Raw genomic sequence first — 21262 nt, 5'->3', positions numbered from 1 at the left:
GCGTCCGGGTCAACGGTAGAGCGCGGGGCGCTCGATCAGTTCGACTTCGGTGCGGCGACCCCGTTGACGATCCGCCTGGGCGCGGACGCCCGCCTCGCAGACCGCTGCCGCGGCATAGCCGTCCCAGACGCTCGGCCCGGTCACCTCGCCGCGCCGGGTGGCGTCGACCCAGGCCTGCACCTCACGGTCGTACGCCTCCGCGAAGCGCTCCACGAAGTCCTGGGCGATGGTTCCGCCCCAGCGGCCCGCCGCGTTGGTGACCATGGCGTGCCCGTCGCCGATCCGGGCGGTGCCGCGCTCGCAGACCGCCTCGGCCTGGACCTGGTAGCCGAAGCCGCAGTTGACGAAGATCTCGACATCGACGACTGCGCCGCCGTCGGTCTCGAAGACGACGAACTGCGGGTCCGCCAGGCCGTCCGGCGCGTTGTCCGACGGTGTCGGGCGCAGCACCGTCACCGCCGTGATCTCCTGGCCGAGCAGCCAGCGCGTCACGTCCATCTCGTGCACGACCGAGTCGTTGATGAGCATCGCGTCGGTGAAGCCGGGCGGGCTGGCCGCGTTGCGATGCCGGTTGTGCAGCATCAGCGGCCGGCCCAGCTGGCCGCTGTCCAGCAGCGCCTTGAGCTTGATGTACTCGGCGTCGTAACGCCGCATGAAGCCGACCTGGACACGCCGGTGACCGAGCTTCTGCTCGGCCTCGAGGATCCTGAGCGCGGAGGCCGCGTCGGGGGTGAGGGGCTTTTCGCACAGCACCGGCAGGTCGTGCTCGAAGGCCGCCAGCAGCGCGGCCTCGTGGGCGGGCCCCGGGGAGGCGATCAGTACGGCGTCCACATCGTCGGCGGCCATCGCGGCGGCGGGTTCCGTGTAGGCGGTGCAGCCCTCGACGCCGGCCGCGACGCTCTTGGCCCGTTCCGCGTCGACGTCCACGACGGCGGTGACCCGCGCCCCGCTGGTCACCTCACTGATGCGGCGCACATGGTCGGCGCCCATCCGCCCTGTTCCGATGACGGCAACTCCGAGCGTTCCACGCTGAGTCATGCTGGTTGGTCGTCCCTTCGGGTCGGTCAGGCGCCGCAGGAGCGGAGGAACTTGCGGGTGCGTACGGCAATGGGCAGCGGCTTGTCCGGCGGGCAGGGGTACATGTCCTGCTCGACGATGGCGAACAGCTCCACGCCGAGACCCTGGGCGGCCGCGAGGACCGGCTCCAGCGCGGGCACGCCGGCCGGGGGCTCGCACATCACGCCGCGCTGCACGGCAGGTCCGAAGGGGACCCCGTTCTTGACGACGTCGGCGAGGATCTCCGGGTCGACCTGCTTGAGGTGCAGATAGCCGATGCGCTCACCGTAGGTCTCGATGAGCTTGACGCTGTCGCCGCCGCAGTAGGCGTAGTGCCCGGTGTCCAGGCACAGGTTGACGAGGTCGGAGTCCGTCGAGTCGAGGAAGCGCTCGACGTGGTCCTCGGTGTCGATATGGGTGTCGGCGTGCGGGTGGACGACGATGTCGAGGCCGTAGGTCTCCCTGACCTCGTGGCCGAGCCGCTCCATGCCCTTGGTGAGGTGGGCCCACTGCTCCGCGGTGAGCTCCGAGGGCTCGATGATCTCGGCGGTCTTGTCGTCCCGCCAGAAGGAGGGGATGACCACGATGTGCTTCGCGCCCATGGCCTGGGTGAGTGCGGCGATCTCGCTGACGTGCTTCCAGGTGGACTCCCACACGGCCGGTCCGCGGTGCAGCGAGGTGAAGACCGTGCCGGCCGAGACCTTCAGGTTCCGCTTGTTCACCTCGTCGGTGAGCCGCGCCGGATCGGTCGGCAGATAGCCGTACGGGCCGAGCTCGATCCAGGAGTAGCCGGCCTCGGCGACCTCGTCCAGGAAGCGTTCCCAGGGCACCTGCTGCGGGTCGTCCGGGAACCAGACGCCCCAGGAGTCCGGGGCGGAGCCGACCCGGATGCGGTCCAGGGGGGTGGTCATATCAGGAGTTCCCTTCGGGAGATGCCGCCACGGGTGCGGTGAGGTCGTCCTCTTCGGGGAGTTCCTCGACGTCGACGCCGCGGACCTGGGCCAACTCGTGCTTGAGGGCGGCGAGTTCGGCGCCGCCGGCCATGTGGTTGGTCAGCTCTTCGAGGCTGACCCGGTCGCGGGAGGCGGACAGTTCCAGGGTGCCCAGGCGCAGCACGCTGAAGTGGTCGCCGACCATGTAGGCGTGGTGCGGGTTGTGGGTGATGAAGATGACGCCGAGGCCGCGGTCGCGGGCGGCGGCGATGTACTTCAGCACCACACCGGACTGCTTGACGCCGAGCGCGGCGGTGGGCTCGTCCAGGATGAGGACGCGGGCGCCGAAGTAGACGGCGCGGGCGATCGCGACGCACTGGCGCTGGCCGCCGGAGAGGGTGCCGATGGGCTGCTCCAGGTCGTCGAGGACGATGCCCATGTTGCGCAGTTCCTCGTCCGCGGTCTTCTTCATGCGGGCGATGTCCAGGCGGCGGACCGGCCAGGGGCCCTTGGTCATCTCGGAGCCGAGGAAGAAGTTGCGCCACACCGGCATGAGCGGCACGGTCGCCAGGTCCTGGTAGACGGTGGCGATGCCCTTGTCGAGGGCCTCGCGCGGGGTGGAGAAGCGCACCGACTCGCCGTCGACGAGGAACTCGCCCTCGGTGTGCTGGTGCAGCCCCGAGATGATCTTGATCAGGGTGGACTTGCCGGCGCCGTTGTCGCCCAGCACGCAGGTCACCTTGCCCGGGTGCACGGCGAGATCCACTCCGTGCAGGGCGCGTATGTTGCCGTACGACTTGCCCGTGCCGCGCAGTTCGACGACGGGGGCCTGGTCCGCCGGGGCGGCCTTGTCGTTGTTCTTGGTGAGGTCAGCGGTCGTCATGGGTGATCACCTCCGGGTCGCAGACTTCTGGACCCACAGATTGATGAGCGTGGCGCCGAGGAGCATCACGCCGAGGAAGGCCTTGAACCAGTCGGGGTTCCAGCCGGCGTAGACGATGCCCTGGCTCACCATGCCGAACATGAAGGCGCCGAAGACCGGGCCGATCGCGGAACCGTAACCGCCGGTCAGCAGACAGCCGCCGATCACCGCCGCGGCGATGTAGATCAGCTCCTGGCCGACACCCTCGCCGGACTGCACGGTGTTGAAGGAGAACAGCTGGTGCATGCCGACGAACCAGGCGCCGAAGCCGACCAGCATGAACAGCGATATCTTGGTGAACTTCACCGGCACACCGACGGCTCGTGCGCTGTCCTTGTTGCCGCCGACCGCGAAGATCCAGTTGCCGTACTTGGTGCGCAGCAGCACCCAGGTCGCCAGGGCCGCGAACAACAGCCACCACAGAACGGTGATCTTGAACTGGACACCCCCGACGGTGAACGTCGAGGAGAAGACCGCCTTGGCCTGGTTGAAGCCGTCCATGTCGCTGATGTCGTCGGTCGCCACATTGCCGGTGATCAGCTTGGTGACCGCGAGGTTGATGCCCTGCAGACCCAGGAAGGTGCCGAGAGTGACCAGGAAGCTGGGCAGCCCCGTGCGCACCATCATCCAGCCGTTGAAGGCCCCGATCGCGAGCGACACCACCAGCGCGACGACCACGCCCACCCATACGTTCATGGTCAGCTGGAAGCTGACCATGCTGGCGGTCAGCGCCGAGGTGATCACCGCGACACCGGCCGACAGGTCGAACTCGCCGCCGATCATCAGCAGGGCCACGGGCAGCGCCATGATCCCGATGGTGGACGACTGGTAGAGGACAGTGGCCATCGCGCTGCCAGAGCGGAACGTCGGCGCCATGGCGAAGAAGAAGACGAACACCGCCACGGCGCCGAGGAAGACGCCGACTTCGGGCCGGGCGAGCAGCCGCAACACTAGTGAGCGCTGTACGGTCCGCCCGTCGCGCTCTTTGGGGCCGGAGGCCGGCGGTGAGGTCACCGCCGGCACAGCCTGCTGGGTCATGGTCATCACCTAGTGCCCTTCGCAGCGAACGTTGCGATGGTGTCGACGTTGCTCTTGTCGACGAAGGCCGGGCCGGTCAGCACCGGCTGCTCACCGCCGCCGCTGTAGTTGCCGTTGTTCTTGTAGAGCCACAGCGAGTCGACCGCGAGGTAGCCCTGCAGATAGGGCTGCTGGTCGACGGCGAACTGAATGTCACCCTTCTTGATGGCGCTGGTCAGGTCCTTGTTGAGGTCGAACGTGGCGACCTTCGCCTTGCTGCCCGCGTCGGACAGCGACTGCACCGCGGTGAGAGCGAACGGCGCGCCGAGCGTGACCACGTAGTCGATCGAGCTGTCCTGCTTGAGCTTGGCGGTGATCGTCGACTTCACCGACGGCATGTCGGTGCCGTTGACATAGAGGATCTGCGTCTTGCCGCTGAACGTCTTCTTCACGCCGTCGCAGCGCTGGGTGAGCCCGATGTTGCCCTGCTCCTGGATCACACAGACGGCGTTCTTGGCACCGGCCTCGTTGAGCCTCTCGCCGAGCGCCTCTCCGGCCACGCTCTCGTCCTGACCGAAGAACTCCATCAGGCCGAGCTTCTTCCAGTCGCTCACACCGGAGTTGAGGCCGACGACAGGGATGTTCGCCGTCTTCGCCTTGCCCACGACGTCCTTCATGGCGTCCGGCTTGGCGAGGGTTATCGCTATGCCGTCGACCTTCTGGTCTATCGCGTTCTGGACGAGGTTGGCCTGGTTGCCTGCGTTCGGGTCGCTGGAGTAGACGAGCTTGATGTTGTCCTTGGCGGCAGCCGCCTCGGCTCCCTTGCGGACGATGTCCCAGAAGGTGTCGCCGGGTGCCTGGTGCGTCACCAGTGCGACCGTCATCCGCGGAGTGGTGGCCTTGCCGGCGGCGGCGCCGGAGCTGCTCTCCTCCGCCTTCTTGCCGCCCGAGCTGCTGGAGCAGCCGGCGACGAACAGCGCCGACGCCGCGGCTACGGCGACGAACGAGGCGAGTCTGCGGGAGCGGCGGAGGGGAAACGTGCGATCCATCTTTCCTTGCACCTCACTGTGCGACCGGGGGTGGAAAGCGAACGGGCGGGACGGCGCCGGGTGGGAGTCCGGCGCGGTCCCGGACAGGGGATCCGGGTCAAGTGCCGGGCAAACCGGCGGTTTCGCTGGGACGGGATACAAACCCCTGTCGCACCCGCCTGTCAATACTTTGTTAAGACATCATTTCAGAAGCAGGTCCGAATGTAAGTACAAAGTCTTGACAGAGGCGCGCCACGCGGCCTACACAAGTGAGGCATCCGGGCCCGGATGCCTGCCTTCCCAGCGCCCGGTGCCCGCATCCCCCGCACGAGGAGCGACGCGCATGCCTGAGCCGACCGAATGTTTCGATCTGATCACCATGGGACGCATCGGGGTCGACCTGTACCCCCTGCAGACCGGTGTGCCGCTCCCTCAAGTCGAGTCCTTCGGCAAGTTCCTGGGCGGCTCGGCGGCCAACGTCGCGGTGGCCGCCGTGCGTCTGGGCCGTAACACCGCGGTGATCACCCGGACCGGCAACGACCCCTTCGGCACCTATCTGCACCAGGCGCTGAAGGAGTTCGGCGTCGACGACCGGTTCGTCACACCCGTGGACACCTACCCGACCCCGATCACCTTCTGCGAGATCTTCCCGCCGGACGACTTCCCCCTCTACTTCTACCGCCACCCCAAGGCCCCCGATCTCGAGATCCGCACCGACGAGCTGGACTTCTTCGCCATCCGCTCCACGCGGATCTTCTGGATCACCGGGACCGGCCTGAGCGAGGAGCCCAGCCGCTCGGCCACCCTCGCCGCCCTCAAGACACGGGACAAAGCGGGCATTACGGTCTTCGACCTGGACTGGCGTCCGATGTTCTGGAAGGACCCCGACTCCGCGCGGCCGTACTACGCCGAGGCGCTGCGCCACGCCACCGTGGCCGTCGGCAACCTCGACGAGTGCGAGATCGCCACCGGCGTACGCGAACCGGCGGCATGCGCCCAGGCGTTGCTGGACGCGGGTGTGGAACTCGCGGTCGTCAAGCAGGGACCCAAGGGGGTGCTCGCCGTGCACCGCGACGGCACGACGGCCGAGGTACCGCCCGTGCCCGTGGAGGTCGTCAATGGACTGGGCGCCGGGGACGCCTTCGGCGGCTCCCTCTGCCATGGGCTGCTGTCCGGCTGGCCGCTGGAGAAGACCATGCGGTACGCCAACGCGGCCGGGGCGCTCGTCGCCTCCCGTCTCGCCTGCTCCTCCGCGATGCCGACCGAGTCTGAGGTCGCCGACCTCCTGGCACGCGGCTGACCGTCGCATCGAGGCGTCCTCGTACGCGGCCGACCGCCGCCCCCTTTGAACGGAGCCTGTCTTGAGCATCAGCATCCCCGACCTCGTCACGGTGCGCGCCCGGCACCCGGAGGCCATCGCCGAAGCCGCCGCCCGCCGGGTCCGCCGCCCGCTGATCGGCGACAGCGGCCGCCTCATGATCGTGGCCGCCGACCACCCCGCGCGGGGCGCCCTCGGCGTCGGCGACCGCCACCTGGCCATGGCCAACCGGGCTGATCTGCTCGAACGCCTGTGCATCGCGCTGTCCCGGCCCGGCGTGGACGGAGTGCTCGCCACCGCGGACATCCTGGAGGACCTGCTGCTGCTCGGCGTCCTGGACGACAAGGTCGTGATGGGCTCGATGAACCGCGGCGGCCTCGCGGGCGCGACCTTCGAGATGGACGACCGTTTCACCGGCCACCGCGCCGAGGACATCGAACGGCTCCGCTTCGACGCCGGGAAACTGCTGCTGCGCATCGACTACGACGACCCCGGCTCCCTCACGACCCTGGAGTCCACGGCCCGGGCCGTCGACGACATGGCCGCGCGCAGACTGCCGCTGTTCGTCGAGCCGTTCATATCGCGGCGTGTCGACGGCAGGGTGCGCAACGACCTGAGCGCCGAGGCCGTCACCCGTTCCATCGCCATCGCGTCCGGCCTCGGCGGGACCTCCGCCTACACCTGGCTCAAGCTCCCCGTCACCGACGATCCCGACGACATGGCCGAGGCGCTGGAGGCGTCCACGCTGCCCGCCGTGCTGCTGGGCGGTGAGGTCGGCAAGGACCAGGAGGGCGCGTACGAGAAGTGGCGCAAGGCCCTGCGCCTGCCCACCGTCCAGGGCATGGTCGTCGGCCGGTCCCTGCTGTATCCCGCCGAAGGCAGTGTGGAGACCGCGGTGGACACCGCGGTCGGACTGCTGTGAGCGCAGGTCTGTTCCGATCCCAGCCGAGGAATCACACCATGACCACCACGTACCACCTCCCCGCGGGCAAGGCCACCGGCGACGCCTACGCCGTCGACGTCACCCCCGAGTCGGCCGGCTGGGGCTACTCCAGCCTCCGTGTGCTCGAACTCCCGTCGGGCGGCTGGCACTCCTTCGACACCGGCGACAGCGAGTGGATCGTGCTTCCGCTGTCGGGCTCCTGCACCGTCGCCGTCGGAGGTGACACGTTTCGGCTGCATGGGCGCGAGAGCGTCTTCAGCGGTGTCAGCGACTTCGCGTATGTCCCGCGCGACGCCCAGGTCTCGATCGCGTCCCGTGACGGCGGGCGCTTCGCGCTCACCGGCGCCCGCTGCGAGCGCCGGCTGCCCGCCCGCTACGGTCCCGCCTCGTCCGTACCCGTCGAGCTGCGCGGCAGCGGCAACTGCTCCCGGCAGGTCAACAACTTCGGTGCGGCCGGCGTCTTTGAGTGCGACAAGCTCATCGCCGTCGAGGTGATCACGCCGGGCGGCAACTGGTCCTCCTTCCCACCGCACAAGCACGACGAGAACCGGCCGGGCGAGGAGTCCGAGCTGGAGGAGATCTACTACTTCGAGTTCGCCGCCCACGAGGGCACGCCCGGCCTCGGCTACCAGCGGGTCTCCCCCTCCGGCCATGGCACCGGCACGGACGTGCTGGCCGAGGTGCGCGACGGCGATGTCGTGCTCATCCCGGACGGCTGGCACGGACCGTCCATGGCCGTGCCCGGCCACGACATGTACTACCTCAACGTCATGGCGGGCCCCGATCCCGACCGCGCCTGGCTGATCTGCGACCACCCCGACCACGGGTGGATCCGCGGCACCTGGCCACAGCAGCCGGTCGACACCCGCCTTCCGCTCTACACCGCCCCCGCCCAGTGAAGCCCTTCGCGCAAGAAGCCGTCCCAGTGAGGTCCCGATGAGCCAGCCAAGCCAGCCGAGCCAGTCGAAGGTCCGCCTGACCGTCGCCCAGGCTCTGGTGCAGTTCCTGTCCGCGCAGTACAGCGAGCGCGACGGCGTGCGCCACCGGCTGATCGCCGGCACCTGGGGCATCTTCGGCCACGGAAACGTCGCCGGCATCGGCCAGGCGCTGCTGGAGGCCGGCGAGGACACCATGCCGTTCCACCAGGGCCGCAACGAGCAGGCCATGGTGCACGCCGCCGTGGGCTACGCCCGCCAGCTCAACCGGCTGTCGGCACAGGCGGTCACCACGTCCATCGGCCCCGGCGCCACCAACCTGGTCACGGGTGCCGCCCTGGCCACCATCAACCGTCTCCCGGTACTGCTCCTGCCCGGCGACTACTTCGCGACGCGCCCCGCCGACCCGCTGCTGCAGCAGCTGGAGCACCCGGTCGAGGCCGACGTGTCCGTGAACGACACACTGCGCCCGGTCTCCCGCTACTTCGACCGGATCACGCGCCCCGAGATGCTGATCCCGTCCGCACTCAACGCCATGCGGGTGCTGACCGACCCGGCCGAGACCGGCGCGGTCACCCTCGCCATGCCGCAGGACGTGCAGGCGGAGGCGTACGACTGGCCGGAGGAGTTCTTCGCCGAGCGCGTCTGGCACGTACGCCGTCCCGCACCCGACCCGCTGGAACTGGCGGAGGCCGTACGGGCCATCCGTGCCGCCGAGCGGCCACTGATCGTGGCGGGCGGCGGGGTCCACCACAGCGAGGCCGAGGACGCGCTCAGGGCACTGGTCGACGCCACCGGCATCCCGGTCGCCTCCACCCAGGCGGGCAAGGGCTCGCTGCGCCACGACCACCCCGCGGACCTCGGCGGCATCGGCCACACGGGCACCGCCGTCTGCGACGACATCGCCCGCACCGCCGACCTGATCATCGGCGTCGGCACCCGCTACACCGACTTCACGACCGCTTCCAACACGCTGTTCCAGAACCCGGGCCTGCGGTTCGTCAATCTCAACATCGCCGCCTTCGACGCCCACAAGCTCGCCGCCCGTACCCTGGTGACGGACGCCCGGGCGGGTCTTCAGGCCCTGGCCGCGGAACTCTCCGGCCACCGTGTCGGTGAGGCGTACGAGGCCGAGTACCGCGCGGGCAAGGAGCGTTGGGAGCGGGTCGTGGAAGCGGCCTACCGCGCTGACGACGAGAACTCCGTGCCGACCCAGACCCAGGTCCTCGGCGCGCTGGACGCCGTCGTGGGCGACGACGACGTGGTGATCAACGCGGCGGGCTCGCTCCCCGGCGACCTGCACAAGCTCTGGCGGGCCCGCTCACCGCGCCAGTACCACCTGGAGTACGGCTACTCCTGCATGGGCTACGAGATCCCGGCGGGGATCGGCGTCCAGCAGGCCGCGCCCGGCACTGCGGTGTGGTCGCTGGTCGGCGACGGCACGTATCTGATGATGCCGACGGAGATCGTGACCGCGGTCCAGGAAGGCCTGCCGGTCAATCTCCTTCTGATCCAGAACCACGGCTACGCCTCCATCGGCGGCCTCTCCGAGGAGACCGGCGGCGAGCGCTTCGGCACCGCTTACCGCTATCGCGTTGCCGACGGCACCTTCACCGGGGCCCCGCTACCCGTGGACCTGGCCGCCAACGCCGCCAGCCTCGGCATGGACGTCCTGCGCGCCAAGACCGTACGGGAGTTGCGCGACGCCCTGGCCACCGCGCGCGCCTCGGACCGTCCGACCTGCGTCTACGTCGAGACCGACCCGACGCCCACCGCTCCCCCTGCCGAGGCGTGGTGGGACGTGCCCGTCGCCGAAGTCGCCTCCCGCGAAGCGGCCCTGACCGCCCGCGAGAGGTACGACCGGCACGCCACCGGCCGCCGACGCCACCTCTGACTCCGCTGACTTCCCCGCTCACGAAAGGCCCCCTGCAGCATGAAGACCATCAACCACTGGATCGGCGGCGAGCCCGTCAAGGGCACCTCCGGGCGCTTCGGCCCTGTCTACAACCCGGCCACCGGCGCGCAGGAGAAGCAGATCGCCTTCGCCTCGGTCGACGAGGTGGACGTCGCCGTCGCCACCGCCAAGGCCGCGTTCGAGAGCTGGGGCCAGTCCTCGCTCGCCAAGCGCACGGCGATCCTGTTCAAGTTCCGCGAGTTGCTCGACGCGCATCGCGACGAGATCGCCGAGCTGATCACCGCCGAGCACGGCAAGGTCCACTCCGACGCGCTCGGCGAGGTCGCGCGGGGTCTGGAGATCGTGGAACTGGCGTGCGGTATCTCCGAGAAGCTGAAGGGCGAGCTGTCCACGCAGGTCTCCACCCGCGTCGACGTCGCCTCGATCCGCCAGCCGCTGGGCGTGGTCGCGGGAATCACGCCGTTCAACTTCCCCGCCATGGTCCCGATGTGGATGTTCCCTCTCGCCATCGCGACCGGCAACACCTTCGTGCTCAAGCCGAGCGAGAAGGACCCGTCGGCCTCGTACCGCCTCGCCGAACTGCTGGCTCAGGCGGGCCTGCCGGACGGTGTGTTCAACATCGTGCAGGGCGACAAGGTGGCCGTGGACCGTCTCCTCGAACACCCGGACATCGCCGCGGTCTCCTTCGTAGGCTCGACGCCCATCGCCAAGTACATCCAGCTGAAGGCCGTGGAGCACGACAAGCGCGTGCAGGCGCTGGGCGGCGCGAAGAACCATATGCTGGTCCTGCCGGACGCCGACCTGGACTTCGCCGCCGACCAGGCCATCAACGCCGCGTACGGTTCGGCCGGCGAGCGCTGCATGGCGGTGTCGGTCGTGGTCGCGGTCGGCGACACGGGCGACGAGCTGGTGGCCAAGATCGCCGAGCGCGCCAAGAACCTGCGCATCGGCCCCGGCAACGACGCGGCCTCCGAGATGGGCCCGCTGATCACGCGCGAACACCGCGACAAGGTGGCGTCGTACGTGACGAGCGCGGCGGAGCAGGGCGCCGAGGTCGTGGTGGACGGTACGGGCTACTCGGTGGCGGGACACCCCGAGTGCGCCGACGGCTTCTTCATCGGCGTCTCGCTGCTGGACAAGGTGCCGGTGACGGCGGACGCGTACAAGGACGAGATCTTCGGCCCCGTCCTGTGCGTGGTGCGCGCCGACACCTACGACGACGCCATCAAGCTGATCAACAGCTCCCGTTGGGGCAACGGCACGGCGATCTTCACCCGGGACGGTGGCGCGGCCCGCCGGTTCCAGCTGGAGGTCCAGGCGGGCATGGTCGGCGTCAACGTGCCGATCCCGGTGCCGGTCGGCTACCACTCCTTCGGTGGCTGGAAGGCCTCGCTCTTCGGCGACCTGCACATCTACGGCAACGACGGCATCGCCTTCTACACCCAGGGCAAGGTGATCACCACGCGCTGGCCGGACCCGGCCGACGGCGGTATCAACCTCGGATTCCCCAGCAACTCCTGATGAGCGCGGCGGCCGGTGCGGGAGGAGGAGGGCGAGGCCTCCCGCACCGGCCGCTTCAGGCCCCAATCAGGACCGATTGTCAGGACAATGTGATGACAAGGGTTCCTGTCAACCAGCCATCGGCATATTCTCCCTCCGTGACCACTTCCACACCCGCTCCCCTGGACTTCGCCCTCGACCGCAGCAGCCCGGTCCCGCTCTACTACCAACTGGCCCAGCAGCTCGAGGCGGCGATCGAGCACGGTGTGCTGGGCCCGGGCAGCCTGCTGGGCAATGAGATCGAGCTCGCCGGGCGGCTCGGCCTGTCCCGCCCCACGGTCCGTCAGGCCATCCAGTCGCTGGTCGACAAGGGGCTGCTGGTCCGCCGCCGGGGCGTGGGCACGCAGGTGGTGCACAGCCAGGTCAAGCGCCCGCTGGAACTCAGCAGTCTGTACGACGACCTGGAGACCGCCGGGCAGAAGCCGGCGACCCGGGTGGTGCGCAACGAGATCCAGCCGGCGTCCGCCGAGGTCGCGGCCGCCCTCGGGATCGCCGAGGGCGGCGACGTGCACCACATGGAGCGCCTGCGCCTCTCCCACGGCCAGCCGATGGCGTTCCTGTCCAACTATGTGCCGGTGGGCCTGCTGGACCTCGACACGCAGAAGCTGGAATCGACGGGCCTGTACCGGATGATGCGGACCATCGGCATCACCCTGCACAGCGCCCGCCAGTCCATCGGAGCACGCTGCGCCACCGCCGATGAGGCGGAACTCCTGGGCGAGCCGGAGGGCGCCGCCCTGCTCACGATGCAACGCACGGCGTACGACGACACGGGCCGCGCCGTCGAATACGGCACCCATATCTACCGCGCTTCGCGGTACGCCTTCGACTTCCAGCTGTTGGTACGGCCCTGACCTGCCGGTCCCTGGCGACTGCCGCCCCCAGCCCCCCGCTTCGGCCTGAACGGCCTCGTCCTCAGACTCCCCCAAACTCTCGGCTCCGCTGGAGCAGGGGGACCCCCACGACGGGCTGAGTCATGCCGATGGGCGCTGAAAATTCAGCCCCTCCGGCACCTGAGGAGCGGGGGCCAGGGGCGAAGCCCAGGGCGGAGTGCAGGGGCGGAGCCCCGGGCGGGTGCAGGGGACGCAGTCCCGCCGGGGAGCAGGGGCGGAGCCCCGGGCAGGGTCCAGGGGCGCAGCCCCGGGCAGGGTCCAGGGGACGCAGTCCGCGCGGGGGCCAGGGGCGCAGCCCCCGGCGGGGTCCAGAGGACGCAGGCCCCACGGGGGTCCAGGGGCGCAGCCACAGGCGGTGTCCAGGGGACGCAGTCCCGCCAGGGTGGAGGGGCGGGCCGGGGTGCAGGGGACGCAGTCCCCGCGGGGGTCCAACGGCGGGGCCACAGGCGGGGTCCAGAGGACGCAGGCCCCACGGGCTTCGCGGCCCGCACGGCGGCGACGGTCAGGGCAGCGTGGGTGGAGTCGTGCGAGGCGATGACGACGGCGTCCACCTCCGCGTCGGCGATCAGCGCGTACGCGTCGCCCGTGGCCCGGGCGCCGGGCAGCGCGGCGGCGACGGAGGCGGCCCGCTCCCCGTCGACGTCGGCGACCACGGTGACGGCGGCGCCGGAGACGAAACGGTGCAGGTTGGCGGCATGGTCGGCGCCCATGTTGCCCGCCCCGATCACTCCTATGCGTACGGTGCTCATGCCAGGTCCACCCATCCGCGCCGCTCGGCCGAGCGGCTCATGGCGTCCAGGGCGGCGGCGCTGTGCACGGCGTCGTCGAGGGTGGCGCCATGGGCGGTTCCCTCCGCGACCGAGCGCAGGAAGTTGTGCGCCTCGATGACCTTCAGGTCGTCGTAGCCCATGCCGTTGGCCGCGCCGGGCTGGAAGGCGGCGTACTCGCCGTGGCCGGGGCCGACGTAGACGGTGCTGACGGGCTGGTCCTGGTAGGCCGTGCCGCGACAGACGCCGAGTTCGCCCATACGACGGAAGTCCCAGAAGACCGCGCCCTTGGTGCCGTGGACCTCGAATCCGTAGTTGTTCTGCTCGCCGACGGAGACCCGGCAGGCCTCCAGGACGCCGCGGGCGCCGGAGACGAAGCGCAGCAGACAGTTGACGTAGTCCTCGTTCTCGACCGGGCCCGGCACACCGCCCGTCGCCCGGGTGTGGCCCGCGGTGGCGCCGGTGGGACGGGCCCGTTCGGGGATGAAGACGGCGGTGTCGGCGGCCAGCGACTCGATCTCACCGAGCAGGAAGCGGGCCAGGTCCACCCCGTGCGAGGCGAGGTCTCCGAGGACTCCGCTGCCGCCCCGCTCGCGCTCGTACCGCCAGGTCAGGGCCCCCTCGGGGTGGGCTGCGTAGTCGCTGAAGAGGCGGATGCGGACATGGGTGACGGTGCCGATCTCGCCGGAGGCGATCAGCTCGCGGGCGGCGGCCACGGCAGGTGCGCCCCGGTAGTTGAAGCCGACCGTGCCCTGGACACCCGCCTTGTCGACGGCGGCGGCGACCGCGCGGGCGTCCCCGGCGGTCAGGCCGACAGGCTTCTCGATCCAGATGTGCTTGCCCGCCTCGGCCATGGCGACGCCGATCTCGCGGTGCAGGAAGTTCGGGGCGGCGATGCTCACCGCCTCCACCCGGGGGTCGGCGGCGATCTCGTGCCAGTCCCGGACGGCGGTGGCGAAGCCGTACAGCCCGGCCGCCTCCTCCGCCCGGCCGGGCACGTCGTCGGCGACGGCGACAAGTTCGGGCCGTACGGACAGCTGCGGGAAGTGGTGCGGCACGCGGATGTAGGCCTGGGTGTGCACCCGGCCCATCCAGCCGAATCCGACGACGGCGACGCCGAGCGTACTCACCATGACTGCCCTTCTTTGGACCGGTCCATAACTTGCCCGGCCCACACTGGAGTCCGTTCCAGCACTTGTCAATCCCCTCCGCTCCCTTTGACAGGCGCGCTCACCATATGGAACGGTCCAGGCATGAGACCGCCGACGATCCGCGATGTAGCCGAACGGGCCGGAGTGTCGAAATCGCTGGTCTCTCTGGTACTGCGCGGCTCCGACCAGGTGCGCCCGGAGAAGCGGCAGGCCGTGCTGACGGCCGTCGAGGAGCTGGGCTACCGGCCCAACGCCGCGGCGCGAAGCCTCAGCGAGCGGCGCACCCGTACGGTCGGCGTCCTGCTGAACGACATGCGCAACCCCTGGTTCGTGGAGCTGCTCGACGGCCTGAACTCCCGTCTGCACGACTCCGGTCTGCGTATGCTGCTGGCCGACGGCCACCTCAACCGGCGCCTCGGCGAGGACCTCACCCGCACCTTCACGGACCTGCGGGTCGACGGACTGATCGCCGTCGGCACCCTGCCGCCCTCCGAGGCGCTGCGCACGGCGGCCGCCCAGGTCCCCACCGTCGTCGCGGGGGCCCGTGAGCCGGAGCTGCCGGCGGTCGACATCGTCGCCAACGACGACGAGTACGGCGCCCGACTCGCCACGGAGCACCTCATCGGCCTCGGCCATCGCCGCATCGCCCATATCGCCGGGCAGGGGGTGGTCGGCGAACTGCGCCGGCGCAGCTTCGGGGCCGTGATGCGCGAGCACGGACTCGCGGACACGGCGGTCGTGGAACAGGGCGACCTGACGGAGGAAGGCGGCTACCGTGCCACGGTCCGGCTCCTCAGCGCCCGCGAACGCCCCACCGCCGTCTTCGCGTTCAACGACATCGCGTGCGTCGGCGCCCTGTCGGCGGCCGAGGAACTCGGGCTCCAGGTGCCGCGCGACCTCTCCCTCGTGGGCTACGACAACACATATCTCTCGCGCCTGCGGCACCTGTGGCTCACCACGGTGGACAACGGCAGCCACGACGTCGGCCGCCGCGCCGCACAGTGCCTGCTCGACCGCATCGCCGATCCCGCCCGCCCCGCGCAACTGGTGCTGACCACACCGGCCCTGGAGGTCAGGGGGACGACGGGGGCGCCGGGCCGGGGGGCGGACACGTGAGGAGGACGACCTCGCGCGGTTCCGTGCGCCCCTGGTCCAGTCGCTGGACAGCGACGGTCACCGCGTTCCGCGCCTGGTCCTCGGCGGTCCGGCCGACCGTGGTCAGGTCGGAGCAGCTCAGCCGGGAGGGCGCGTCGTCGTAGCCCGCGACGGACGCGGTGCCCGGAACGGCGACGCCCGCGCGACCGAGCGCGGCCAGGACGCCGATGGCGCACTGGTCGTTGAACGCCACACAACGGGGCACAGGGCGGCGAGGCGGCGTTCCGGTTCACGACGCACGACCGGTTGCTCGGCGTACGGGAGATCGTCGACGGCGGTGGGCGGTTCGCCGCTGTCGAGGAGGTGGCGGGCGGCCCGTTCAGGGGCCGCTTCGGTGTGGGCGCCATGCAGGACCCGCATATCGTCGTCCAGGCCGTGGCGCCGCACGGCGGGCGGTCGGGCCGAGGAGTATCAGCGGCTGCTGCGGAAGGCCGGCAGGGTCTCGACGGCGGCGTCCTCGTCGCGGGTACGGGTCTGGGTGATGAGGACACGGTCGTGGCTGACCACCTCCGCGGCCCTGTGCAGATGCTCCACCAGGTCGGCGTGGAACGGACCCTGGATCTCGACCATGACGCCGAGCAGCCGACTGCGACTGCGGGCCAGGAGGCCGGCGTTGCGGTCCGGCCGAAGGCCGAGCTCGGCCTCGGCCTGCAGTACCCGATGCCGGGTACGCCCGCCGGGCCCGGGCGCGCCCCGCGGCACCAGGGACACCGAGGCCGTGGACACCCCGGCGGGTGCCGCGAGGTCTTCCAGGCGGGGTCGCGAGCCCGCTCCCGCGCCGTTGGGCCGGGCAAGGCAGGCGGAGAACGGCGCCGATCGCAGGGCGCCGCCGCAGCCCCGTCGGCCGCTCGACCGGGGTCGGCCGGCGGCCGGCGGCCGTCGGCGACGCCTCTGCCGTGGGTGCCGGGGGCATGGCTCGCGCTGTTGATGAGGGGCGGCCCTCACCCGTTGACGAGGAGCGAGCCGCCCCCCGCCCCGTCCTCACCCCTCCCGACCCGCCACAATCCACCTCGACGGCAGCTCTATGCGCGTGCCGTCGCCCGCATACTCCGTTGTGACCAGGGGCAGTTCACCGCTCGCGACGACCCTGAGGCCCGCCGTGTGCAAAAACTCCGGTACCGCGGCGTCCGCCACCTCCCCGGGGGCTATGCCGTGCCGGAAGACGGGGGCGAGCTTGGCCGGCGGGCCCTCGGAGCTCTGGGCCAGGTTCTTCAGGACGAGTCCCGCGGCCTCGGCGAGTTCGACGAGGAAGACCCGGCCCCGCTCCCCCACCAGCGTCGCGATCCCGTCGACGAGCGGCTGCCGGTCGGCGGGTTCGCACTGGTGCAGCACGCCCCTCATATAGACGTTGGCGTCGCCGAGTTCGGCGTGCAGTGTTTCGGCCTCGTGCTTTTCGGCTGCGTCCAGCAGACGGTATTGGGCCCGGCCCTCGGTATCGGCGCGGCGGGCGTGGTCGAGCGCCGAGGCCGACAGGTCGGCGCCGACGACGTGGGTGAAGTGGTCGGCAAGGTAACGGGTCTGGGTGCCGTTGCCGCAGCCGAGGTCCACAACGGGCAGGCCGGAATCGGCCAACAGCGGTTCGAACAGGGGCAGATGAACGCCGACGGTCAGCGCCGGTTCCGCGTCCCAGAAGACGGCCCCCGGTTCGTCGGGGGCCTCTCGCCAGAAGCCCTCCCAGGCCTCTCGGTACCGACTCGTCACGCTCATGCCCAACTCCCCAGGATGCGACCGGAACCCGCCGGAGGTGACGGGCGAGATCGGTCTATCGCGCCCGGAGTGAAGCGACAAGCGCCTGGCGCATTCCTTCACCGGCCATTCGAGCGGGCGGCCTGGACGACGTCATGGCCGTACGGGACCCGGCAGTTGCGACGGCCGCGGTAGCCGCGGCCGTCGCACGTCGGCGTGCTGCTCTTCGTGCCCGGGCTCCGGCAGGTCAGCCGGCCGGGTGCACGCTCGCCCGGTACGTCAGGATCTCGGTGCCGTTGCCTTCGTCGCCGTTGTCGGGTGCGGCCCACATCGTGATCGTGTCCCCGTCGGCCGACAGCTTGAGGGGATTGCGGGTGACCACGTGGCCGGCGGTCGACCACTTCTGGAAGGGCACCTCGTGCAGAACCCGGTGGCTGCGCAGGTCGATCAGCGCCATGCCGCCGAGTTCGTAGACGGCGCCGGTGCCGCCTGCGGCCGGGGTCTGGGGCAGGTTCGTGATGCCGCCGCAGAGCATCTTGCGGTCCGGGACGTACTGGCAGTCCTGGTAGTCGATGAAATGCTCGGAGTTGTCCCAGTCGGCGATCTGCCGCCCCTGCCCGTTCCACTCGTAGAAGTGGCGCGAGCCCCAGGTGTTGCCGATGAGGTGACCGGTGACCTCGTCGCGGACAATGCCGCCGATGTGGTCCTTGACCTCGAACTCCTTGTGAACGTCGAGGGTCTGGAGATCGATGCGGTAGATGATGGAGCTGCTGCCCGGACGGTACTGCGCCACGGGCACCCACACCGAGCTCCCGTCGGAGTCGATGCCACCGGGGTGGTACATGTCCCCCTCGCCCAGGACGATGTCCCGCTGCAGGTGTCCCTCGCGGTCCATCACGAACACGTGGCCGATACCGCGACCGGGAGTGCGGTCGTACCCACCCTGCGGGGTGGGGTACTTCTGCGTGGGCTCGATGATCTGGACCGCGGACAGGAAGACATGGCCTCCGGCCTGGACCATCCCCTCGGTGTGGTAAGTCGCGAAGTTGAGCTTCATCTTGCCGGTGAGCTGCCAGTTGGTGTTGCGATCGACCACACCGAATGCCTGGGCCAGGATGCCGTCCTGCTGGCTCTCGGCTGCGACGGAACGGGTCGTGGGCGAGCCGGCCTGCTGGGTCGAGTGGGCCGCGACCGCCACGCCCCCGGCGGCGAGGCATGCGGACAGCGCCGCGGCGGCTGCGATACGGCCGGTCATCATGTTCTTCATGTCCACCCCTGCTGTTCTGTGGGCCCCCGAGAACGCAGTGACCGTACGAGGGCGAAGTGAATCCGCAGGGTCGCACCGCATAACGGTCATCGAAATGACCAGTCGCGGTGCCAGGTGATTCGGCGGCGGCTCAGCGGCGCCGTGTGCGCGGCAACGTCAGTTCGAACCACACCGTCTTGCCACCGTTCGTACGGCTGGTCCCCCACTCGCGGGCCAGCGTGCTCACCACGCGCAGCCCGCGGCCGAACTCGTCACCGGGCCCGGCGCTGAGCAGCGTGGGCAGGGTGTGATCGTCGTCGTCCACCTCGCACAGCAGGGTGTCACCACGCACCAGGCGCAGTTCGACCCGGCGGCTGTGGGCGTGCCGTACGGCGTTGGTGACCAGCTCACCGACCATCAGCTCGGCGTTGTCGGCGAGCGTGCCGAGCCCCCATGCGTGGAGCTGTTCGCGGACCGCCGCGCGGGCCCGGCCGACCTCGACCGGATCGAGGGCGAGCCGCCACACGGCGACGTCCTCGGGCTCTATGCCGTTGAGCCGGGCCATCAGCAGCGCCACATCGTCCTTGCGGCCGCCGCGGCCCGCTTTTGAAAATGTCACAGCGAGGGCACGGATGATCGTGTCGCAGGCGTCGTCCATGGAGGCCGCCGGGTGCGCGGCGGACTCGCACAGCGTCGCAAGGCCGACACCGATGTCCTCGCCGCGCACTTCGACCAGACCGTCGGTGCACATCACCAGACGGTCGCCGGGCGCCACGCGCACGCGTACCGACTCGAACGGCACCCCGCCGACCCCGATCGGCGCGCCCGTGGGCAGTTCGAGCAGTTCACTGCGCCCGTCGTCGGCGCGGACGATCACCGGCGGGATATGGCCGGCGTTGGCGATGTGCAGCTCGCTCGCGATCGGGTCGTAGACGGCGTACAGACAGGTCGCGAGGTAGGTGTCGCCGAGCCGCTGGGCGAGGTCGTCGAGGTTGCGCAGCAGCTGGGCGGGCGGCAGGTCGAGGGCGGCCATGGTCTGTACGGCTGTACGCAACTGGCCCATCATCGCAGCGGAGTTGAGGCCGTGGCCCATGACGTCGCCGACGACCAGGGCGGTGCGGGCGCCCGGCAGTTTCACGGAGTCGAACCAGTCGCCGCCCACACGTCCGAGCAGCGTGCCCGGCAGATAGCGGGTGGCGATGTCGCAGCCCGCCATGCGGGGCGCGATATGCGGCAGCATGCTGTCCTGGAGGGTCTCCGCGACAGCCTCCTGGTACGTGTACATGCGCGCGTTGTCGAGCACCAGGCCCGCCCGGGCGGCGAGTTCGGCCCCCGTGACACGGTCCATGTCGTTGAATTCGGTGCGCTCGGGGTGGCGCAGCAGGATCATGAAGCCGAGCACCACGTTGCGCGCCTTGAGGGGCACGACCAGCATGGAGCGGTTGTTGATGAGGGGCCGGATGTCGCGCTTGTCGAACTGGGAGGCGATGGCATGCCCCATCTCCTCGCTGATGCGCGGTACGAGGACGGGCTCGCCGGTGGTCATGCACTGGAAGAAGGGCGTGTGCGCCGGGAACGGCATGGCCTCGCCGACCGGTACGACATCGTCCCAGCGGCCCGGCTCGTCGGTGTGTTCGACGGCGACCCGGTGCCACATGGTCGTGGTGTCGGGCACGCCCTCGGGGAACCCCTCGCCGGCGACGACCTGTTCCCGCAGATATGTGCCGGCCACGTCCGTGAAACGGGGCACGACGGCCTTGCTGACCTCGACGATGGTCTGCGCCAGGTCCAGTGAGGTGCCGATCCTGCCGCTGACCTCATTGAGGAACTCCAGGCGCTCGCGCACCGCGACGTACTCGAGGTCCTCGCCCTCGTCCCGGAGGTCTTCGGGCAGCGGCTGCCCGGCCGCCACGGCCCGTTCCGCCCGCGCCCGGCGCGCCTTGCGCTCCGCGCGTCTGGGCACGCCCCAGTCGGGGGTGACCGGCACCCGGTCGTTCTGGCTGAACTCCAGGACGGGGTAGCCCAGTTCGAGGACCTGCGAGACGATGCGGGCGCTTTCGCCGACGCTCATGCTGGGCAGGATCTCGGGCAGTCCCCGAGCGAGTTCCTCGGCCCCGGGGAAGTCGGTGTGCAGGGCGAAGCCGGGCGCGATGCGCTCGACGGCCAGGTCGTCGTCCTGGTGGTGCAGCGCGCCCGCGTCGGCGGCCAGCACCAGCAGCCGCTCCGGGCCAGGGCCCACCAGGGGGTACGCCCACCACACCACATCGGCGCGCTCGCGGTCCGGCACGGAGATGCGAGCACGTCCCGCGGCCGGATAGGACAGCCGTCCGTCGAGCGAGGTCTCCAGGTCGGGGCCGAGTCCGTCGTACGCCGCGTATGCACCGTAGGGCCCGGCCTCGTCCTCCTCCGGAAGGGCGCCGGAAACGGGCAGCAGATCGATGGCGGACCGGCCGAGGGCGCCTTCTCTGGGCACGCCGAACAGCTGCCGCGCACCCCGGCTCCAGTGCGAGACCAGGCCGTCGCGGTCCACCACAACCACGGCCAGGGGGATGCGGCCGGCCACGGCGTACTCCGCAGCGCCGTACCAGTTCGAGGGGCCGGGAAGTTCTCCCCTCTCGGTGCCATGGTCCATGGCCCAGGCCCTCTCTCCCCAAGGTCTGCAAGATCTGTGCCGCACAACCACGGTACGGCGACGACCGGTTGCGATGTGTGGCATTACATGAATTGCCCACCAGGGG

At 70.3% G+C, this 21262-nt stretch carries 19 protein-coding genes; 7 read left to right on the top strand and 12 right to left on the bottom strand.

The genetic code is table 11. From position 1 onward, the window contains the following. Window positions 1-9 precede the first annotated feature (9 nt). From ABT186_RS27990 to ABT186_RS27970, 5 genes are read right to left on the bottom strand one after another with little or no spacing between them, the layout of a single operon-like run. On the bottom strand, window positions 10-1038 hold the full coding sequence (locus ABT186_RS27990) for a Gfo/Idh/MocA family protein (protein WP_351231717.1): 1029 nt from the start codon (window positions 1036-1038) through the stop codon (window positions 10-12). Window positions 1039-1064: 26 nt separating this feature from the next. Next, window positions 1065-1967 carry a sugar phosphate isomerase/epimerase family protein gene (locus tag ABT186_RS27985; RefSeq protein ID WP_351231715.1) on the bottom strand — a complete coding sequence of 301 codons (903 nt, stop codon included), beginning with the start codon at window positions 1965-1967 and terminating at the stop codon, window positions 1065-1067. 1 nt (window position 1968) lies between these two features. Next, entirely contained in the window at window positions 1969-2871 is a 903-nt protein-coding gene (locus ABT186_RS27980) for an ATP-binding cassette domain-containing protein (RefSeq protein WP_351231713.1), read from the bottom strand. A 6-nt stretch (window positions 2872-2877) separates the two neighbouring features. Beyond that, window positions 2878-3954 carry an ABC transporter permease gene (locus tag ABT186_RS27975; protein WP_351231711.1) on the bottom strand — a complete coding sequence of 359 codons (1077 nt, stop codon included), beginning with the start codon at window positions 3952-3954 and terminating at the stop codon, window positions 2878-2880. After that, window positions 3954-4976 carry a sugar ABC transporter substrate-binding protein gene (locus ABT186_RS27970; protein ID WP_351231709.1) on the bottom strand — a complete coding sequence of 341 codons (1023 nt, stop codon included), beginning with the start codon at window positions 4974-4976 and terminating at the stop codon, window positions 3954-3956. Before ABT186_RS27970 ends, ABT186_RS27975 begins: the two co-directional genes overlap by 1 nt. A gap of 322 nt (window positions 4977-5298) precedes the next feature. Here ABT186_RS27970 and iolC point away from each other — a divergent pair, with 322 nt between their 5' ends. The 6 genes from iolC to ABT186_RS27940 all read left to right on the top strand — a co-directional run bounded on the left by iolC (window position 5299) and on the right by ABT186_RS27940 (window position 12480). After that, on the top strand, window positions 5299-6255 hold the full coding sequence (gene iolC, locus ABT186_RS27965) for a 5-dehydro-2-deoxygluconokinase (protein WP_351927382.1): 957 nt from the start codon (window positions 5299-5301) through the stop codon (window positions 6253-6255). A gap of 61 nt (window positions 6256-6316) precedes the next feature. Next, on the top strand, window positions 6317-7195 hold the full coding sequence (locus ABT186_RS27960) for a Cgl0159 family (beta/alpha)8-fold protein (protein ID WP_351231705.1): 879 nt from the start codon (window positions 6317-6319) through the stop codon (window positions 7193-7195). A gap of 38 nt (window positions 7196-7233) precedes the next feature. Next, window positions 7234-8115, top strand: a complete 882-nt coding sequence (gene iolB / locus ABT186_RS27955; RefSeq protein WP_351231703.1) for a 5-deoxy-glucuronate isomerase — start codon at window positions 7234-7236, stop codon at window positions 8113-8115. Between the two features lie 37 nt (window positions 8116-8152). Further along, the gene (gene iolD / locus ABT186_RS27950; protein WP_351927380.1) at window positions 8153-10045 is read left to right on the top strand and encodes a 3D-(3,5/4)-trihydroxycyclohexane-1,2-dione acylhydrolase (decyclizing); all 1893 of its coding nucleotides are present in this window, start codon (window positions 8153-8155) and stop codon (window positions 10043-10045) included. A gap of 39 nt (window positions 10046-10084) precedes the next feature. Beyond that, a complete protein-coding gene (locus ABT186_RS27945) occupies window positions 10085-11587 on the top strand; it encodes a CoA-acylating methylmalonate-semialdehyde dehydrogenase (RefSeq protein ID WP_351231700.1) in 1503 nt (500 codons plus the stop codon). A gap of 92 nt (window positions 11588-11679) precedes the next feature. Then, window positions 11680-12480, top strand: a complete 801-nt coding sequence (locus ABT186_RS27940) for a GntR family transcriptional regulator (RefSeq protein WP_502973342.1) — start codon at window positions 11680-11682, stop codon at window positions 12478-12480. A 143-nt stretch (window positions 12481-12623) separates the two neighbouring features. Here ABT186_RS27940 and ABT186_RS27935 read toward each other — a convergent pair whose 3' ends face one another. Beyond that, window positions 12624-13268 carry a Gfo/Idh/MocA family protein gene (locus tag ABT186_RS27935; RefSeq protein ID WP_351927378.1) on the bottom strand — a complete coding sequence of 215 codons (645 nt, stop codon included), beginning with the start codon at window positions 13266-13268 and terminating at the stop codon, window positions 12624-12626. Beyond that, window positions 13265-14419 carry a Gfo/Idh/MocA family protein gene (locus tag ABT186_RS27930; protein WP_351237729.1) on the bottom strand — a complete coding sequence of 385 codons (1155 nt, stop codon included), beginning with the start codon at window positions 14417-14419 and terminating at the stop codon, window positions 13265-13267. Before ABT186_RS27930 ends, ABT186_RS27935 begins: the two co-directional genes overlap by 4 nt. A gap of 120 nt (window positions 14420-14539) precedes the next feature. On the opposite strand from ABT186_RS27930, the gene ABT186_RS27925 reads away from it, so the two are divergent. Continuing rightward, window positions 14540-15553 carry a LacI family DNA-binding transcriptional regulator gene (locus ABT186_RS27925; RefSeq protein WP_351927376.1) on the top strand — a complete coding sequence of 338 codons (1014 nt, stop codon included), beginning with the start codon at window positions 14540-14542 and terminating at the stop codon, window positions 15551-15553. On the opposite strand, the gene ABT186_RS27920 is transcribed toward ABT186_RS27925, so the two are convergent. The 5 genes from ABT186_RS27920 to ABT186_RS27900 form a co-directional block, all read right to left on the bottom strand. Continuing rightward, window positions 15510-15785 (bottom strand): substrate-binding domain-containing protein, encoded by a 276-nt coding sequence (locus ABT186_RS27920; protein ID WP_351237733.1) that lies wholly within the window; start codon window positions 15783-15785, stop codon window positions 15510-15512. The genes ABT186_RS27925 and ABT186_RS27920 overlap by 44 nt on opposite strands. Window positions 15786-16003: 218 nt before the next feature. After that, a complete protein-coding gene (locus ABT186_RS27915) occupies window positions 16004-16318 on the bottom strand; it encodes a LacI family DNA-binding transcriptional regulator (protein WP_351927374.1) in 315 nt (104 codons plus the stop codon). A gap of 255 nt (window positions 16319-16573) precedes the next feature. Beyond that, the gene (locus ABT186_RS27910) at window positions 16574-17299 is read right to left on the bottom strand and encodes a class I SAM-dependent methyltransferase (RefSeq protein WP_351237737.1); all 726 of its coding nucleotides are present in this window, start codon (window positions 17297-17299) and stop codon (window positions 16574-16576) included. 226 nt (window positions 17300-17525) lie between these two features. Next, complete coding sequence (locus ABT186_RS27905) at window positions 17526-18545, bottom strand: DUF6454 family protein (RefSeq protein ID WP_351235372.1); 1020 nt, start codon at window positions 18543-18545, stop codon at window positions 17526-17528. Window positions 18546-18675: 130 nt separating this feature from the next. Next, window positions 18676-21156, bottom strand: coding sequence for an ATP-binding SpoIIE family protein phosphatase (locus tag ABT186_RS27900; protein WP_351927372.1), 2481 nt, complete (start codon window positions 21154-21156; stop codon window positions 18676-18678). Window positions 21157-21262 lie beyond the last annotated feature (106 nt).

It is taken from the genome of Streptomyces sp. NPDC001634, from assembly GCF_040298185.1.
Taxonomy (GTDB): domain Bacteria; phylum Actinomycetota; class Actinomycetes; order Streptomycetales; family Streptomycetaceae; genus Streptomyces.
The sequence above is the reverse complement of the archived record's forward strand: the minus strand, read 5'-3'. Positions and strand labels throughout refer to the sequence as shown.